The following is a 17,346-nucleotide window of genomic DNA, read 5'->3' as shown; positions in this document are numbered from 1 at the left end:
CAGATAAAGATATGATACGTTTGCGCGAATATCTGGAAAAGGAAAACAAACATTTCCTATTAGCCAGTTACATATTACACTACGCTTTAATCCGGCCTAAAGAAATGTCCTGGTTAAAATTGTCCGACTTCAACCTGGCAAAACAGACTATTTATATTTCTGGTGCCATAGCAAAAAATAAAAGAAGTGCTGTTGTAACTTTACCCGCAAAAGTGATTCATTTAATGATAGACTTAGGCGTATTCAATTCACCAAACCACTATTATTTATTTAGTGAGAATTTTTGCCCTGGCGAAGAGAGAAGAAGCGAAAAAGCCTTCCGGGATTTCTGGGATAGAAAAGTAAGGAAAGTATTAAAATTCCCAAAGACTTACAAGTTTTATTCTTTAAAGGATTCCGGTATAACTGCAATGCTTAGAAATTGTGACACCTTAACAGTAAGGGATCAAGCCCGACACAGTTCTATATTAATGACAAACAAGTATACACCACAAGATATCCAAAATGCAAACGAATTACTATTAAATTATGAAGGGAAATTTTAGTTTAGCAAGGCGGGCCACAAAGATATTTCTCATGTGGCCTACCCGCTATTTTCAAACATTCAAATCAAACTTTACGGTTTCTTTCCCACTAATTAAACTACGAGTTTTTTCTATATTATTCTCGTAAATATGTACATTGCCCAGATTGAGGGTAATAGACTTTAATGGTAACTCTATCTGGCGCGACATTAGGTATAAATGATAAATATCCGCCGGCAAGCCTAGGTTAGCATCAGAACTACGCTGATAGGCAGAAATCACGAGTTCACTTTCATCTATCTGAAACTGTACAAGGCTTAGGCATGGTGCCTGATTGCTTTCAACACCGGTAGCCCCAAGATGTAACACATAATTCTTACTGTTTCGTTTCTCCCGGTTGATTTTGGCGAGCAGTGGTGGGAGTTTTTCAAAGTATGACGGGTAACTGTTTACAAGGATAGCACCGCAATAATCCCACCAGTTAATCCCAGCTTCTCTATACTTCTCAACGCATCGCTCACCTTGCATAAATAGTTGTAGTTCATTTTTCAGTTTCTTTCTGGCAATACTATGCCCTTCAAAAATATCCAGCAGATCTGCCGGTGTTAATACTAGCTGTTCATTTAAAAGATACTTGATATTCCCTTTTTTGTTGCCCTGAATCTTCCCTAGTGCAAGAATCTTATCCAGGATCATGTAGTATTTGTTCATAGTCTCCTACTTTTGTATTTAATAATGACACAAAAGTAACCCAGACGACTTAGTCCATCACCATATAAGGAACTCTTTATACTGCAAGCATTTTGCAGTCACTCTTAAACAATTTTATTATCATATAAACCTTACGTTCGCTTATACCATATTTTACTGATAGTACAGATACTATATAAGTCATTTTTTCGCCATCCTTATACATATCCTCATATTCACTATACAAGTTAATATATTTATAATCGTTCAGCTTCAACCCCAATAGATCTAAGCGTCTTATAAGCTCTTTATTAAAAGAAAGCACCTCAAATACTGTCATAAAACCAAATTATATATATCTTTGCAATGCCAATCTCAATAAACATATAAAAAAAACGGTAACACTGCGGAAGAAGGTTTTTAGCCCTCGACCAGCGGTGTTACCGTTGTATGTATGTATGAGATTGGCGTCTATACTATATCATGGTCGGGGGCTTCTTTTAAATATATCCCCCTAAAAGTTATTAATCAGCTAGCAACTTACTCGTAAATAACTCACACTTTCTATTTCGTTATCGCCCCATTAGGCACTATTGGCACCATCTCATATTTATAATTAGTAATAGCAACATCTGGATGATAATATAATTGATAATTGTTAGAGTCAAGCAAATACCATGTTCCTAAATATAGATCAGCAGCTCTTGATGTTGGTATAAATATCAGACTACTAAGCCATCCGTTCGGGATACTAAGCATATTAAAATCTATGGTATCAGATGTAGTTGCTACAGTTGAAAATGATACATCTTTAAAAGCTTTGCATATACTAATATTATTTTGTGAACTAAACAGCACACTTACTACAGAATTGGAAATATTCATTATCTTAAATTCGACAGGTGCATTTAATGTTAGATCAAAACCATTTTCGTATGCTGAGTTTGGGACGGTTAATACTGGATATTCTTTTGAATTATTATCAAATACTATAAAGTTATTAAATAATAATGTTTTACTAGAACCCTGATTACTTATTTTTGATGCTCCTTGTATTAAAACATCTGTTATTTTGCATTTGCTAATAATGCTATTTTCAATAACAGTGTTTTTAAAAGTACCTAGATTTCCTTTTATCTCTCCTGTAGCCCAATTAATTTGGATATTAGGTGTAAACAGCACTTCTTTTTTAATGATCACGTTTACATTTGAGTCATAAGGGCTGAATACCTTAATGTTGGGTACGTATCCATTTTCACAAGGAGGAACGTCTATTCCTTCAGGTAGGATTTGAACAAATACATTGGTTTTATAGTAGTACCTAAACTGGCAGGTTCCCGGATCACCTGTATATGAAAATCTTAGCTTATTGCCATACGTCCCATTTCCCCTGGTTGCTAGAGTATGTTCTCCTTTGTTAATGACAGTCCCCGATTTAACCATTATCTCGTTTTCTCTACCTATAATTAATGCTTCGGTAATTATAGAAACTGGCTTTTCAACCAACCAGTTTCCTATGTTGGTGTCAAAACTTTCATTGTTAAAGTATTGATAATCGGAGGTTACAAGTCCGTTATAATCGACTCCTTGCTGGCTAAACATGAAGTCTCCTGAAAACACTGCACTTCCTAGTTTAGCGAAATTGGAAAATAGTATTTCTATAAAGGTATATAGCAATTTATTCATTTTCACCCATCTGCTGTCTGTAGCCGGATCAGCCCCTTTGACCGACCCTACTACTCCCAGATAGTAGTAGTTGTCTTTTCTAAGAACTATCGGGGTGGTAGTGGCTGTTCGGGTGTATGTCTTGGCGGCATCGTATTCTCCTTCTGGATAAGCGATAGGACCAATTTCACCGGGCAATCCGTTCAGCGGCCTTCTTCTTATAGTGAGTCTATCACTCTGTACTGTTATCATCATTCAGAACTCGTTTTGCTACTTCTTTAGCTTTGATTCTCCAGGCTTGATAGTCTTCATATTCTTTGAGATATTCCGCCCTTTTCTCTTCGGACAACGGGCTATCGGCTTCTTTTGCCAGTTCGTAGTTTGCCTGAACCGCGTCTTTGACGTCGGAAGGATATTTGTCTTTAACTATCGCACTGGCGATTGATCCGTAGTCCGCATTGCCTATAACGTCTACGTTTTCTCCTTGGTAAGCCACTCTGTCATTCCCATTCTCAAAGTCTTTCACTACTATTTCTTTAAAATCAAAGAATATTCTTGTAATGTTGCCTTCTGTTATTTTAAATTTCGGAAGGCTATCGCTTGTTGTTATCATATTATTTTTAGTTTAAATTATTATATTCTACAAATTGAAGGTTGCCGTAGTAGGCGAGACGAGAGCCGGCATTCGCAGATATATACGTCAAAGGTACAGACGCGTCCATATACGCCAAACCGCAACTTACACCGGAATACGCACTACCGCCCCAAAAGATCATCTGCCCAACGTCGTTAGCATAATAGGCATCACTCCAGTATGACCGATTTCCCCCACCAATTTTTGATGCGAAAATATCGAAGTTATCTCCTGCAATAATTTCTTTAACAAATCCGGTTGTTGTCAAACGGGTTTCTTGTCGATATTCGCCAGTTGGTTTAGTTTTTAATTCATCATCGGAAGGTAATCTATTGCCCTTGTAAATGAAGATTTCTGTGCCGTTTTGCGCGCTGTTGGCTGAATTTCCGCAATACACGCCTTGTAAATCTTCCCAATACCATCCGTAAGGGTCTTCAATACCCATCATGCTCACACGCGAACAGTTTACGCCTGTAACGCTCCCATTCACAACTGAAATATCCATCTTTCCCCAGTCGTCACCCAGGCTTTTTGTTGCTCCGGTCTGTAATGTTGCAACAGTATTCCACAAATCTAATGACGAGCTTCCACAAACACCATAACCTAGCTTAGTCTGAATATCTGTATCTCCATATTCTGACAGCCCGAACATCGCCATTAACCTACGCTGATCATAATCGGTCAATCCCCAATCTTTACCATTTACTTGTGCTGCAGTCCAAAACGCACTGATAGTCTTACTTCCCGCCGGAGCTATCCCAGAACGGGAAACAAGTGCATTCCCTGACATAGAGCCTTTATAAGCTCCGATACAGTTGTACATGCCATTATTAGCACCACCAATAAAGTCCCCGCCTATGGGAACTAAACTAAGCCAGAGGTATGGGATGCCTGTTACATTGTCATTTCTCACCAGATAGTATAATCTGGGCGAGATGAACATCACATGACCCATACTTTCGTCTATCGGAGTACCGTCAAAGAAGTATCCCGAATCAACAGGGGATAGTTTCGCCGCTTTACCGGAATTGGTCACCAGGTATCTGCCGCTCATTTGCTTGTATTCATTCCACATAGACACGTTACCTTCTACTCCGTAGTAGGTGCTGCTTTGAATACTTTGTTTGATCGGTATGCACCAGGCTATTTGCCGGAGGATATTTTCACCCCCGGCATTGATCACGTCACGCAGGTTGCTAAGTTCTATACGCTTTATAGTGCCGCCTATCTCAACCAGTATGCTATTGTTTAATGACATACCGGTTGCTTTTGTCTCTTGTCCTAAGTCTATCAGTGCCATATCTTACGCCATTAGTTCTTTACCTGAAACGAATTGGAGGGGACCGTAGTAGGCAAGGCGGGCATTGAGATCCGTATGTGAGTACGACCAAGGGTTAGACAAGTACACAGCCGCTAATCCGCCGAGCGTACCATCATTCGCTTTACCGCCACAAAAGACAAGCTGCCCATCGCTGTTAGCCCAATAATAGTCAGTCCAATATGAAGAACTTCCTCCACCAGTTTTTGACGAAAAAATATCGAAGTTATCTCCTGCAATAATTTCTTGAATCCACCCGCTTGTTATCAAACGTGTTAATTGCCTATACTCACCGTTTGGTTTAGTTTTTAATTCACCATCGGAAGGTAATCTATTGCCCTTGTATATGAAGATTTCCGTACCATTCTGAGCCGCATTATATGAATTTCCACAATACACACCTTGAATCATTTCTCCTTGCCATCCGTAAGGGTCTTCAATACCCCCCAAAGATACACGAGAACAGTTAGTACCACCTGTTAGGGTAATATTATATGAACTATACGAATCACCAAGGCCAGTAGTATGCCCTGTTTTTAAAGCATTAGATTGTGTGAGTAAATCAGCAACCACACTTCCGCATACCCCATATCCCAACTCACCTTGAGTATACGTGCTTCCAAATTTCATCAACGCCTTAATTACCATAGCAACCCTATGTTCGTAATTTGTTATTCCGAAATCAGGACCATTTACTTGTGCTGCATTCCAAAATTCAACGATTGTCTTATTAGTAGTAGGGACAACGCTAATAAGCGAACGCAATGCTCTATTATCCACAATTCCCTTGAAAGCACCAATACACATAGCATCCATCTTTTTACCACCGATCGGATACATACTCTGCCATAGGTACTTTTTCCCGGTCAAAGGTTCCGTTTTTACGAGATAATAGTATTCCGGTTGATAATACATGAAATCATGTCCTTTTGCAGAAGAACCTGTTACAGAAGTACCATCCGTAAATATCATAGAATCGGCAGGATTCAATTTGGCTATTTTACCATTTTTTGCAAGCATATACCGCCCGCACATACTTTCATACTCCTGCCACATCAGCCAGTTGCCTATCTTGCTTGCGCTCCAGTCAGTCGCACTCTGATAGTCTCGAATCTCAATACCCCACGCTATTTGACGGAGAAGATTTTCACCCCCTTCATTGATTACGTCACGTAGGTTGCTCAGCTCTATACGTCTTATATTACCGCCTATTTCAACCAGTACGCTGTCTGTCATCAGCATATTGGTTACTTTACCGGCTGCTCCTAATCTTTCTGTTGCCATATCCTTTTTTTTAAAATGTTACTTCACCGATAATGTCTATGTCATATTGGTTACCGTCTCTGTCTGTCTCGGCAGTGGTTATCTGAATACTGCTTGTGTTAGACGTTTTCACGGGGGTGAAATCACCGCCATTTACGTAGGCAGTGAGTTTCCACACTTGCCCGGACGGATTTACTTCTACCCCGGTGGTGCTGTTATAGATGTAAGCCTGAACGGTGACGGGTTTGCCGGTGTCTACCTCTTTGTTGGCGGATGTGATACGTAGGGGTACTTGGTATTCATCAGCGATGTCTATGATACGTTTGCCTGCAACTGCAATAGGTGTCGTGTCTGACTGTGTGTTATAAAACTTGCAGATAAAGAGTTGAGCACCTGACACGTCGTCTCTTGTCACGGTTATTTTCTTTTGACCGTCTTTGGCTGTCCACGGTTGATCATCTCTCCACCAGCGAGCGTAATAGTTCACTGCTGACGTGGGTCCCAGGTATAAGTTTGATGCAATCTCGGTCGTCGGGACATCGGCTGACAGTTGTTCTGTCGAAGAGATTAAGGTTCCGAAGGCGGAGGATGCACCCATTAGACCAATTTTAATATCGGTGTCCTTGTTAAGTGTTTGCTCCGTGCCACCGGTATATACTTTACCGGACCATTTCAGATTGACTGACCCTACTACTGTTTTGGAAGCGATGTTCTTCAATATCCGCAAAGCTCCTGTAGCCGTATTCAGGCTAAAGGTGCCTGTAGCGTCTTCCATGATGTTTCCGCCCTTATTTACGGTAAACAGTATTTTCGCTCCAGACTTGTACCATTCATGCTCTGTGATGCTCACCGCATTACCTCTTGCGCTTGTCACTCGCGGGGTTCTTATCGGTTGATTCCCGGCAATGGTCCAGTCGGGTGTTACTGCTCCGGTAGTAGGGTCTATTCCTTGATAGAGGTCTATCCCGTTTGTGTCAAAGGTGATAAAGAGGGAGTCTCCATTTCTTAACCTTCTGACTGTTATGCTTCCTTGTACATTATTTTCCATTTCTTGTTTTATTTTTAAGAGTTTCTAACGATATGAGTTCGGTTCCGGCATTTTTGGCTTTTTCTTCTACGGTATCACCCGGAATGTTACTGTTGAAGATGTCATTCTCATTGACTATTATCCCTTGATCTGTTTTTGTAAATAGATCGGGGTCCATTCCTATTTTCTCAGGGTCTTTGATTATTGCGTATCTCATGTGAATATGTATTTGTTTCCGTTTTCGTCTATATAGTTCTTATCATCTACGGAGGTGGCGTATTTATGAGCCTTTTTATTGGATATTTCCAGGTAAACATCCATCCAGCTGTCTGACTCGGTGTTGCCTACTCCTGCTTTTTCGTAATTGAGCAAGGTGGATATCCCTTCGTTGTGCCACACTTTTTTCTTTTTTTCGGTATCGGTGTACCAGGATACATCCAGTACTCTTTCAGGGTTAAGCAGTGTGTTGCCCATGTATGAGAATATAGCACGGTTGTATGTCTGTTTGGCGTTTGCTGACATATCCGCTCCACTGGCAAATTGATAGGAGACAACCGGATTGATTCTAGTTATAGAGAACTGGGTAAATGATACTTTTTTGTTGTCTTTAAAGATTTCTAAAAGAAAATCTTTTTTTTCTGTCAGGCGCAAGTCTAGGATCAGGCAGAATCCTGATAGATTCTTTTGAACGAATATGTCATCATCTGTGTAGTCTTGAGTGTTCAAACCGGAGATGGTGCTTAACTTGAATGAGTATCTTGTATAGTCGGTTACTTTATCTGTCCCTTGAAAGATGGTGATGGGATAGGTTTGAGCGTATGGATCGGTGAATGGATTGTAGGCTAGATTATCCATCTCTATTTTCACGGAGTACTGGTCTGCACTTTTATCGTGTGTCTCAAGAATTGCTTCGGAGCTGAACGGTATATTGATCCCTAACCGGGTGTCTGTCATCACTCCTTCAAAAGTGAGTATGGGACGCTCGTAGGGGAGTATATTCTTTTTAATTGTGATGGCTCCTTTGTTCGGGCTGCCGTCGGTGGTGTTAATGATAAACTTGCCTGTCCACTCCGGGAGGGTAGTGATATCTACATTGTTCACTCTCCAGATGATGTTAGTCAGCAGGTCGTTTACGTTGCCGTTTCTAAAGGTTCCGTCGGTGACGGATACGGTACAGTTGGGAAGCAATATGGTTCCGGTACCGAATTCTCGATCTGGTTCCCATTCGTCAATGTCACTGTTGTATGTTTGGGTGACAGGACTGTTGGGTGTTAAACAAACTATCGAGCAGGAGGTAGATAGTGGTTTAAAGTCTTTTCTGAGTCTTTGTTTTTTTGTTTCCATAATCATTATATCGTTAATTCGCCCTGTACATTTTTAATTCCATCGCTTGCTTTTACGGTGAACATGGTACTTATGTTCGTATCTGAGTTGGGTCCCAGGTCGGAATAGGTGATCGCTAAGACGTTTTTATCGTTTTTGTGGGTGATAGACCAGGCTAAGTCGCTCATGGCGTCACCGCTCTCCCTGGTCCATTCCCAGGTGGTCATCGTATTTGTAACATCTTGTCCGTATCCATCTAACACTTTAACGGTTATAATGCCGGTTTCACCGGGGGCCATGAAAGCACCTAATGAGAAGTCTATGTCCATCGTCAGGGGCTTGTTTTCGAACTGTTCAATCGTGCCTGTCATGTAGATATCCCGAAGATACATTGATCTGTCTTTGAGGTCGTCTCTACCGAATACGGATAGGTTGCTACAATCGTATAGCTGTGCGGAGATATTGGCAAAGGAATGCTCCCAGGTTGTTACGCCTACCAGGGCACGCACGTAGGTAGTGGTGCTGTATACGCTGCTCTGCCGGTCTTTGTTGGTGGGATTGCCGAATTGGGCAAAGTGCATGCCGACTTGGGGAATCGTTTGTCTCTTGTGTTTTTCAGAGATCGGACGCAGGGTAAAGCTAAATTGTGAATTGTGTACGGTATCCAGTATTTCGGTGATGCGGAAATAGCTGGTTCCGTAGCCGGCAAAAGTATAATTCCCTTTGCCGTCGTCGGTGGTTACTGTGTCGTTAAGAGAAGGGGTCTCATTGTGCCAAATGCCTATGCAGAGGTCATCGTAATCAACTGCTCCGTATTTGCCGGGGTCTAGGTCTAAGGTGATAATGCCGGATTGGTCGTCGAGCATGGTGACTTCTTTTATGATGCCGCCGCCATTGGTTTGCCATTGATGGCCAAGGTTGATGGTTACTCGGTTGTATCTAAACTCAGGAGCTTCGATAGTTCCCCATACTTTAAGACCGCGAAGTTCTCCATATCCAAATTTATCTATAAAACCTCCAGTTCCAAGAAGACCTGAAATGAATTGATTGCCAAATTGAACACCGCCATTGGCTTCGATAAGGCCTTCGGAAATTATTTCTTCTAAGAAGGTAATCACTGCTTTTGCCGAATTAGGGATGTCATTCCGAATATATCTGCTATCTGCACTTTTTAATTTCTCGTTAAGGAAATTGAGTACTCCAGCGACTTGCTGATTAGTCACACTCCCTTTTTTAATTGCTTTATCTATGTGATCAATTAGAGCGTCTATAACACTTTGCATTTCATCAGCCATCGTTCTTTCAATTAAATTCTTGACTAAATTCTTTCGAATGGATTTTTGGATTGTCGAAATCATCTCCTCGTAATGCTTGAGTAAAACGCCTCTCTGAATCTGTAAATCTCAATGTGATAGGTAAACTTTGTGGCTTATCCATATTCTTAGCTACTGCCAAACTGTCGGCTGAAGCATTGACTTTGATTTCCCGATCTTCATATCCTAGCAAATAAATATCGTCACTGGAAAGCATATCAAGAAGAAACTTTAATTCATTTTCTGTTTTAAATCCGGTTTGTACATGGATAGTATCTACGGTTCGCACACGTTCACGAGATTCAATGTAATCATTTACTAATTCATCATATTTCCCGTAAGTTTCTTCTTCCCCACTATCCTGGTCTAAAGTTGGTTTTCCAGTAACATCTATACATTCATAGGCACCGTAAGAATTAAGAAATTCCAGATAGTATCTTTCTTTCGCCACATCTGCTGGAATAACTACGATAGTAACTGCCGTACCTTCATCCGTGCTTACAATAAATTGGCTAGCCAGTATATTTTCACTATCAAAAAAGTATCTCCGTATGGCATCTAAATTAAGCGCATAACATTTACCCACTATTAATCCGGTTATTTCTTTGCTTATCCCGCCCGATACGGTAACTGTAAAAGTTGTTTTGGGGGCAATAAACAATAAAGGGCGTATTTCAGTCTCTCGGATCGTTAGAATACGTGTTTCCGATCTGGTAGACATAAAAAAATTACCAGCTGCATTAAGTAGCTTAAAAGTAAAAATATTACTCCCCTCTTGATTTAAATGTCGCATGGCCCTTTTACTAATTCCCCCTAATATTACTTTGTGCTGCAATATTTTATTTTCCCCTTCTGTATTAGTCACGTTTATGGTATATTCCTTTAGATTGCCAGAGGTATTCAAAATAATGTCTGTTTCCTGTCCTGAATAGCGAATTGGAGCGAGGATGACCGATAAGATCTCGTCAATAAACACATAAAAATTACCTTCTTCCCCGGATCCTTCAAATACCGTTTCTTCCCCGTCCCGGATTATATAAGTAACCGGGGAAGAAGACGTAATATCAAGTCGGATCGGATTTCCTGATAGGGCCAATGTACGAGGAGATATATTTGCACTTAAACTCATAATTTAAATTGTTGTCTTACTATATTTTCGTTTATTACTGGATATAATTTACATACGGATAAAAATCTATTCCTTTCAATACTAGGCTTTGTAAGAAGGGAATAAAATTCATTATTCGTCTTATTTCCATTTCCAGGCAATGATCTAAATTTCAAAAAAGCATCAGAAACATTTGTTATTTCTGGTGCAGATAATATCGTTTTATTTTCCATAATGCAAAACAGCAAATATTCAATGGGGCATCAAAGGACAGATTATAAATTAGAAGCTCTAATACCTGCTTCATAATCTAAAGTCGCATTTCCAAAATAAGAATCTTGGTTTGTATGAACCTGATATTTAATTTCTACCCTATACCAATTTAATATTTCTTTCCCTTCTTCTACCTCTAGTGGAGTTGGAGGAAGATAAGAATCAAATTCACTCTCAACTGGTTTTGTTATATATTGAACGACCTGATATTCATACCATTCTTCATCCGGTCTACTTAAAATTGACTGCAAATAATCATTCGCAGCACGATCATCATAATAAACGACTGTCCATTTAGTAGTTTGCGATTTCATTTGTACCAGTTCTTGTTCTTTTTCTAAATCATAAGGTTTTAAAAGCTTTATAGTTCGTAACTTAACAGTCGCAGGTTTATTAATACGATAAGGCATCGTGTGTTTCACGCTTTCAATCATTACGTTTTGACCGGATATAGAAAGAGGACGTCCTGTGTCTATCTTAGTCAAATTGATGCGATCCAGATTAAATTTACCAGAAAGCACATGATTAGAATGTCTTAAAACAGCGTCCCATCGTTTAAAAAAGCGATTGAATGCTCCATCTTCTCCACGAAATACCAACGAATAATTATATTTATTTCCGTTGCTATCACGGAAGTAATTCCCTGCCGGATCTCTACAAAAAGAACTTCCAAAATAATATCCAGAAGATTCATTTTTTTCATTGGTTGCTAGTCCCATTGCAAAACATAAACATAAAGGTGTATTCTCTTTTTGTTCTTCAACTTTCCCCCCTCTAAGTGTCGTATTTAGATTAACTGTCCCTGTAAGATATTGAGGAACCAACAAACCATTAGTGAAAGACATCGGCAAACACTCATCCGGTCCTGTGATTTCTTCATAGTCTATATTTACCGTTTTTTTATCCCACGGGAAAAAGTCGCTAGATATCATTGATATAGATTTAGTTACTACATTACGCTTGTAAAATCTACCAGTAGAAGCTTGATAACAGACATACACATTATCTGGAAGATATCCAGGTACTGTATTTTCAACTTCTGTAACAATACCATTGTATTGATCGATAAAGTCTTCAAAAGAATCACATTCAACGTTTGCACCTTCAAATGAAGTCCCAGCGGATAGTTTCAACTGTTTAGCCGTCCCATAACTAGGAACTAGATCCGATGATTTAAACAACGTCCAATCTGCGAAAGATGACGCCGTAATAGCATCCTTTATTAGTATAACTTTGGCCGTTTTGGTATTACCATCTACAAAAACTTTAGCGCCAGTCCTGCAAAATAAAGCGTCTAAAAAATCATTTACGGAACAATCCGGCATCATATTTTTATATTCTATCTGCCCATGAACAATTGCATCCGCCACGTTATTAAGTACTACCATTTTCTTAAGTTGATAATGAGTGGAAAAGGGATTCTCTATCAGTTTGAAACCATAGGCCGAAAAGATCAGTTCCAATATACTAGATACTTTTATAAAAGGAGATATCCCATAACCAGCGGGTAATTTTACATCTACCAATGATCCAGAAAGCACTATTTTTTCAGTACGGGCATTTTTCTTTAAATCATAGACATCGCGATTAACTTTCTCTATGGGATTAATAAATTCAGGATAAACAACATCATTCAAAGATTCAGCCTTCACCTGTATCGGGAAAACATAATAATCTGCTGTCACATAATAGCGCATGACATCGCTTAAGTGATTCATTAATACGGTTATTCCTCCTTCTGGCTTATATATTGGTAGTCCGGGTAATTTCTTCAATGAAACATTATTCCAAGCTTCATACATCAAACTTTCATCAAAACCAAAATTAGCTACTACGCCGCTTTCCCTACTGGCTGACGTTATATTTTGCTTCCCCGTTCTTCGATAAATGCCATCGGCAATAATAGCCATTACGTCTTTCCCCGGCGCATTTACTATATCTTCCCGGTGTATGTAATCAACCAGGTAAAGATTACGTTTAGTCCCTGGCAATGTGGATGCTAACGTTTGGCTTCCTTTATCCGTGTAAATAGGAGAATTAATTTCGACTTCCATCTGGAAATCACCTGGAACATCATATATTCCCTTTTGCGTCTTAATAGTTAATGCCATTAGTTATCCCCCCTTGTAAATGGTTTTTCTGACTTATATTTAATTTCCTCTGCATCATTTATATCGGATAAGAGTACATAATTTCTCGCTGGTTTACCCAAATTTTCCGAAGCTTTTTCAAGCCGTTCAGCCGCTTTTATCAGTTCCGGGCAATTGACTTGATTTGCCGATTGATCTTGAACGTGCCCACCTTCTGAATATCCCGGTAACGGATTTGCTACCGTCCGTTGGCGCCGGATACTTTCTATAACCTTCACCATATTAAATACCCGCTTATTTTTCATCTCCGGTATTGGTACGACATATTCGCCACGATGAACCGCCCCGGCAACTTCATAACGGCCACCATCTCCAGTATATCCACCTTCGCTATATCCCGAAGACGGATTCACGACTCTTTCGGCACTAGTAGAAGAAGAACTGCTACTGTTGTTTAAAGTCATATTCTTAACCTTCTGGCGCTCCGAATTGGCGGCGGCAAGCTGGGCGGCGCCAGTCACTCCCATTAATGCGGCTGCAATCGGCCCGGCTATCGGCCCTAATTGCGCCATAGCGGTCATTATTGCCATAGCGGTATTAGCTATGATTTGGCTAGCTTTTACAGCAAATTGTACATCTGCGTATTTTTTCTCAATTTCAAGTTTTTTCTCGGCCTTTTCATTCTCCAAACGTTCAACCTCTTCGGCATTTCCCTGCGCCGCTTCGATTTCTACGTCATATTTAGCCTCCATATTGGCGATCTCCGCATCTTGTAAAGCGGTTATCGCATCACCGAATAAACCAGAAAAATAATCGAAAGCTTCTTTCCATGCCGTAAGCTTTATTTGCTTTTCGGCTGCTGCATAGTCCTTGGCACTGATTAAACCTTGTTGTTTCTCACGCCGTAAGGCATCCATCTGCATATTATAACGCTGTTGGAATCCTGCCAGACCGTATTTTTCGAGAATCCCATTTTTACGGTTTTCTGCATCTTTTACAATATTAAGTTCCGCCGTACCCTTTGCTTCGTTGAGGGCTTTTTCTTGTGCTGCCGCCTGCTCTTTCGTAATAAGCTCTTGTTTCAGCGAATCCCGTATTATCTGTAAACGTGCCTGATAAGATGCTTCCAGTACTTTAAGTTGCAGATCCGTTTCATCCGGCAAATTCGTTAGGCTAAATTCCTTTTTGAAAGAAGAAAGTAAGGATTCTATTTCTTTTTGCTGTTTTGCCCGGCTCTGGGCGTTAGCCAGTTCAGCTTCTAAAACCGCCTGCCCAGCTTCTTTTACAGCCGTAACCTTTACATTCCCTGTCTGTATTTCTGTTTTACCTACTTCGGTTTGATAGTTCTTAAGTATATTAAGACGTTCCCTAGTGTTTGTTTCTTCTAAGGCCAACAAAAGCATATCACGCGTTTGTTGCGTAATCTTTTGATTAGCGTAATCCAGTTCTATTTTTGTCTTAGTACTTTTGTAGACGGATTCTTGTACAAGTAATTTTTTATCCCTTTGTTCCTTTAACAGTGAAATTTCATTTTCATCCTGCTTTCTCTGGTTTTCTAGGAGTTTTTTATTGCTTTCCGTTATTTTAGATTGGATTTCTGCCAACGTTTTTAATTTTGTCTTTGCGGTGGTTTTATCCAGTTTCTTAAGTGCTTCCAAGCGTTCCGTATAATAGCGCTGATCCTCTGCCAGTACCGCTTTATTATATTGTGCTTCCGTCTGTTGCTCCTTTTCTTTTGCTTCCTGTATCTTTAAAAGTTCCTGATTGTGTTTATTATCCAAACCAGCCAAAGCCTTATCTATTTCAGAATTAAAATCACCTGGTTTCTTTTTCTTATTTACTCCTAGATCCTGCAAGGCTTCAAGCTCTTCTTTTAGCTTCGCAATTTTTTTATTTTTCGCTTTCAAAAGTTCCGGTGTTGAAGCGATCTCACGTTCGGCCTGCGCTATTTCCTCTTTCTTAGCTGCTACTAGATCCTTTTCTTTTTGGGTAGATTCAGCATTAACCTTAATGATATCTTCCTGTGACGTTTTAATCTCATCCGTTAATTTTTTTTCTTCATCCGTTAGTTCCTGTATTCGGTTAAATTCTCTATTAAAATAATCGTCAATAATACTATCTGCCCAAGCATCAGAATACCCCTTGATTGTTTCAGATAACATATTTACCCCTTGAGCTATAAATCGTTTAGGATCATCCCAATACCATGAACGATTTTCTAACATATTATCTCTTTTTTCTTCCAATTTTCGTTTTTCATTCTGTATTTCCTCTAGTCTGGAATTGGCAGATCGAATCCTGGCAAGAGACAATAGGTTATCCGCATAGCTCTTACATGCCGTTGTAGCCTCTTTGGTATTGATTGTTTCCAAAGTCAAGTTACCCAGATACTCCGGGCTTAATTCATTTAGCTGCTTAATTGCTGCAATGCGTTGTTCCTTACTAATCTTTTCGTTTCGGGCAATTCCTAAAAGAGTGTTCAATTCTCGATGTTCAGAAGCCACGGAATCTGCCGCCTCTCCCCGGATCTTAAGTAAACTACGTTCTGCTTTCTCCGTTGCTGTTAATTCCCTTCTATAAGATGTTAGTTTGTACGTAATAGCTGCAATTACGGTTATTAGTATGGCTAATGGACTTATTTTGGTAAGTGCATAAAAAGCCTGCATCGCTATCCGAGCCTTATCAATGTTTCCAGTGAGAACGGCTTTTGCTGCGGCAAACAAATAAGTAGATGCAGTACACGCCTTTACTATTACATTGTTAGATGTTACCGAAGCATTATACAGTCTCATAGCCGCCGCACTCCGAAGAGTATTACCAGCCTGTAAAGCCATAATTGAGGTATAAGCCAGATTAATAGCTTTGCCCACCATTAAGAGCCCATTCCAAGTTTTTTGAAGCAATGTGACGGATTTATAGACAACGATAAGCCCGGTTACTACTGACACGACCGTTATAATACTGTCCTTGTGTTCTAGTATCCACACTGTCGCATCCGCAAAACCGATCTTAACCGTATGAAATAAGTTCCCCCATGCAGATTTTAGAGGAAGAAGAAGACGCCCTATCTCCATTTGTCGATTTTGCAGTTCTGCCGTTTTTTGTGCGGCTTTATCGGCTGCTGAAACATAGTTTTCACCGGCTTTGGATAACTGCCGATCTACAATATTTGCAACTGCTTTCATCAGATCCCCCGTTATCGCAATTTCTTCATTTATTTCGGCGGCTGATAAGCCCAGATTATCCAATATAAGAAGCGACTTACGGCCTAAACCTGTAACAATCGAATTAGTCATATATTCAACCGATTGCCCGGTCTGTTGTGCTTTCATTTGCGCGAACTGCAAGTATTTCCCCAGATCTTCAAGCGGGATCCGAAAATCCTTTGCCTGTACTGCCGCCTTCATTAATTCCAGATCATTAACAGTGTTTTTCGTCGCTTCCCTTAAATCATCCAAAAGCCCTGGTCGGTTCAACTTCTCAAAAGCATGTCTTACCCCGTCAGCATTAGCCGCCAGTTTCGTTCCTTCTTTCACCCATTCTTTCGCATTTGAAATAGCGTTAGTAAAAAATGAACTAATACTAGCGCCTATTCCCACGAAGAAACCGACTACGGTAGCTTTCATTTTACTAAGGCTAAAGAAAGATTCTTTCACGGCTTCCGTTCTGGGCTTAAGCTGCTCCATTGCAGCTTTTGTTTTCGCCAGTTCAGTTTCTAGCCGGGCATATTCTTCCGGTTGCAGTGCTTTCACCGTATTATCTAAATCAGACTGCAATTTCTTCGCCTGTTTCGATAATTGTGCATACGACTTATTTACATTGCTTAAGCGGCTTTCACACTGCTTTATTTTTTCGTTGTTTTCCCCGATAGCACGATTATTCGCCTTAAGTTTTGCTTCTAGCTGCTGGTATTCCTTACCTTGGTATTTCCCTTGTAAAGTAAGTTCCTTCATGGACTCTTTAAGGAGTTTATTTTCATCCTTAAGATCCTTACTATTATTCTTTATTCTTAGGATTTCCTTTTGTAAGCCCCCAGCGTTAAGCGATAGCGTCCAGGTGATATAATCCGGTTGTAATTTTCCCATGATCTTATATTTTAAAGCAAAGGTAAACAGCCA

The 17,346-nt window shown here is 40.0% G+C and carries 15 protein-coding genes; 1 reads left to right on the top strand and 14 read right to left on the bottom strand.

Features of this window, described 5'->3' with window-relative positions; translation table 11 throughout:
- Nucleotides 1–545, top strand: a 545-nt coding sequence (locus PHO71_RS20970; RefSeq protein ID WP_300207116.1) for a tyrosine-type recombinase/integrase, incomplete at its 5' end; no start/stop codon positions are given.
- A gap of 51 nt (nucleotides 546–596) precedes the next feature.
- Here the strand turns inward: PHO71_RS20970 and PHO71_RS20965 are convergent.
- The 14 genes from PHO71_RS20965 to PHO71_RS20900 all read right to left on the bottom strand — a co-directional run bounded on the left by PHO71_RS20965 (nucleotide 597) and on the right by PHO71_RS20900 (nucleotide 17,313).
- Nucleotides 597–1,235: a thymidylate synthase gene (locus tag PHO71_RS20965; RefSeq protein ID WP_300207114.1), complete on the bottom strand. Its 639-nt coding sequence runs from the start codon at nucleotides 1,233–1,235 to the stop codon at nucleotides 597–599.
- 76 nt (nucleotides 1,236–1,311) lie between these two features.
- Nucleotides 1,312–1,554, bottom strand: a complete 243-nt coding sequence (locus PHO71_RS20960) for a hypothetical protein (RefSeq protein WP_300207113.1) — start codon at nucleotides 1,552–1,554, stop codon at nucleotides 1,312–1,314.
- A 224-nt stretch (nucleotides 1,555–1,778) separates the two neighbouring features.
- Nucleotides 1,779–3,134 carry a hypothetical protein gene (locus tag PHO71_RS20955; protein ID WP_300207111.1) on the bottom strand — a complete coding sequence of 452 codons (1,356 nt, stop codon included), beginning with the start codon at nucleotides 3,132–3,134 and terminating at the stop codon, nucleotides 1,779–1,781.
- Complete coding sequence (locus PHO71_RS20950) at nucleotides 3,112–3,492, bottom strand: hypothetical protein (protein ID WP_300207109.1); 381 nt, start codon at nucleotides 3,490–3,492, stop codon at nucleotides 3,112–3,114. The genes PHO71_RS20955 and PHO71_RS20950 overlap by 23 nt, the downstream gene beginning before the upstream one ends.
- A 7-nt stretch (nucleotides 3,493–3,499) precedes the next feature.
- A complete protein-coding gene (locus PHO71_RS20945) occupies nucleotides 3,500–4,813 on the bottom strand; it encodes a hypothetical protein (protein ID WP_300207106.1) in 1,314 nt (437 codons plus the stop codon).
- A gap of 3 nt (nucleotides 4,814–4,816) precedes the next feature.
- Nucleotides 4,817–6,115 (bottom strand): hypothetical protein, encoded by a 1,299-nt coding sequence (locus PHO71_RS20940; RefSeq protein WP_300207104.1) that lies wholly within the window; start codon nucleotides 6,113–6,115, stop codon nucleotides 4,817–4,819.
- A gap of 10 nt (nucleotides 6,116–6,125) precedes the next feature.
- Entirely contained in the window at nucleotides 6,126–7,142 is a 1,017-nt protein-coding gene (locus PHO71_RS20935; RefSeq protein ID WP_300207101.1) for a hypothetical protein, read from the bottom strand.
- Nucleotides 7,132–7,338 carry a hypothetical protein gene (locus tag PHO71_RS20930; RefSeq protein WP_300207098.1) on the bottom strand — a complete coding sequence of 69 codons (207 nt, stop codon included), beginning with the start codon at nucleotides 7,336–7,338 and terminating at the stop codon, nucleotides 7,132–7,134. The genes PHO71_RS20935 and PHO71_RS20930 overlap by 11 nt, the downstream gene beginning before the upstream one ends.
- Entirely contained in the window at nucleotides 7,335–8,465 is a 1,131-nt protein-coding gene (locus PHO71_RS20925) for a hypothetical protein (protein ID WP_300207096.1), read from the bottom strand. The genes PHO71_RS20930 and PHO71_RS20925 overlap by 4 nt, the downstream gene beginning before the upstream one ends.
- Nucleotides 8,466–8,470: 5 nt before the next feature.
- Nucleotides 8,471–9,739 (bottom strand): hypothetical protein, encoded by a 1,269-nt coding sequence (locus PHO71_RS20920; protein WP_300207094.1) that lies wholly within the window; start codon nucleotides 9,737–9,739, stop codon nucleotides 8,471–8,473.
- A gap of 7 nt (nucleotides 9,740–9,746) precedes the next feature.
- Nucleotides 9,747–10,886 carry a hypothetical protein gene (locus tag PHO71_RS20915; RefSeq protein ID WP_300207091.1) on the bottom strand — a complete coding sequence of 380 codons (1,140 nt, stop codon included), beginning with the start codon at nucleotides 10,884–10,886 and terminating at the stop codon, nucleotides 9,747–9,749.
- Nucleotides 10,883–11,098 carry a hypothetical protein gene (locus PHO71_RS20910; RefSeq protein ID WP_300207088.1) on the bottom strand — a complete coding sequence of 72 codons (216 nt, stop codon included), beginning with the start codon at nucleotides 11,096–11,098 and terminating at the stop codon, nucleotides 10,883–10,885. Before PHO71_RS20910 ends, PHO71_RS20915 begins: the two co-directional genes overlap by 4 nt.
- A gap of 42 nt (nucleotides 11,099–11,140) precedes the next feature.
- Nucleotides 11,141–13,249 (bottom strand): hypothetical protein, encoded by a 2,109-nt coding sequence (locus PHO71_RS20905; protein WP_300207085.1) that lies wholly within the window; start codon nucleotides 13,247–13,249, stop codon nucleotides 11,141–11,143.
- Nucleotides 13,249–17,313, bottom strand: a complete 4,065-nt coding sequence (locus PHO71_RS20900; RefSeq protein WP_300207083.1) for a hypothetical protein — start codon at nucleotides 17,311–17,313, stop codon at nucleotides 13,249–13,251. The genes PHO71_RS20905 and PHO71_RS20900 overlap by 1 nt, the downstream gene beginning before the upstream one ends.
- Between the last annotated feature and the right edge of the window lie 33 nt (nucleotides 17,314–17,346).

It is taken from the genome of Bacteroides sp. (genome assembly GCF_028690125.1).
GTDB lineage: Bacteria > Bacteroidota > Bacteroidia > Bacteroidales > Bacteroidaceae > Bacteroides.
This window is presented reverse-complemented; position numbering and strand designations above follow the sequence as displayed.

Bases quoted from the DNA above. Each gene is read 5' to 3' on its own strand.
- PHO71_RS20965 (WP_300207114.1), bottom strand. From the start codon at position 1,235: ATGAACAAATACTACATGATCCTGGATAAGATTCTTGCACTAGGGAAG.
- PHO71_RS20960 (WP_300207113.1), bottom strand. From the start codon at position 1,554: ATGACAGTATTTGAGGTGCTTTCTTTTAATAAAGAGCTTATAAGACGC.
- PHO71_RS20955 (WP_300207111.1), bottom strand. From the start codon at position 3,134: ATGATGATAACAGTACAGAGTGATAGACTCACTATAAGAAGAAGGCCG.
- PHO71_RS20950 (WP_300207109.1), bottom strand. From the start codon at position 3,492: ATGATAACAACAAGCGATAGCCTTCCGAAATTTAAAATAACAGAAGGC.
- PHO71_RS20945 (WP_300207106.1), bottom strand. From the start codon at position 4,813: ATGGCACTGATAGACTTAGGACAAGAGACAAAAGCAACCGGTATGTCA.
- PHO71_RS20940 (WP_300207104.1), bottom strand. From the start codon at position 6,115: ATGGCAACAGAAAGATTAGGAGCAGCCGGTAAAGTAACCAATATGCTG.
- PHO71_RS20935 (WP_300207101.1), bottom strand. From the start codon at position 7,142: ATGGAAAATAATGTACAAGGAAGCATAACAGTCAGAAGGTTAAGAAAT.
- PHO71_RS20930 (WP_300207098.1), bottom strand. From the start codon at position 7,338: ATGAGATACGCAATAATCAAAGACCCTGAGAAAATAGGAATGGACCCC.
- PHO71_RS20925 (WP_300207096.1), bottom strand. From the start codon at position 8,465: ATGGAAACAAAAAAACAAAGACTCAGAAAAGACTTTAAACCACTATCT.
- PHO71_RS20920 (WP_300207094.1), bottom strand. From the start codon at position 9,739: ATGGCTGATGAAATGCAAAGTGTTATAGACGCTCTAATTGATCACATA.
- PHO71_RS20915 (WP_300207091.1), bottom strand. From the start codon at position 10,886: ATGAGTTTAAGTGCAAATATATCTCCTCGTACATTGGCCCTATCAGGA.
- PHO71_RS20910 (WP_300207088.1), bottom strand. From the start codon at position 11,098: ATGGAAAATAAAACGATATTATCTGCACCAGAAATAACAAATGTTTCT.
- PHO71_RS20905 (WP_300207085.1), bottom strand. From the start codon at position 13,249: ATGGCATTAACTATTAAGACGCAAAAGGGAATATATGATGTTCCAGGT.
- PHO71_RS20900 (WP_300207083.1), bottom strand. From the start codon at position 17,313: ATGGGAAAATTACAACCGGATTATATCACCTGGACGCTATCGCTTAAC.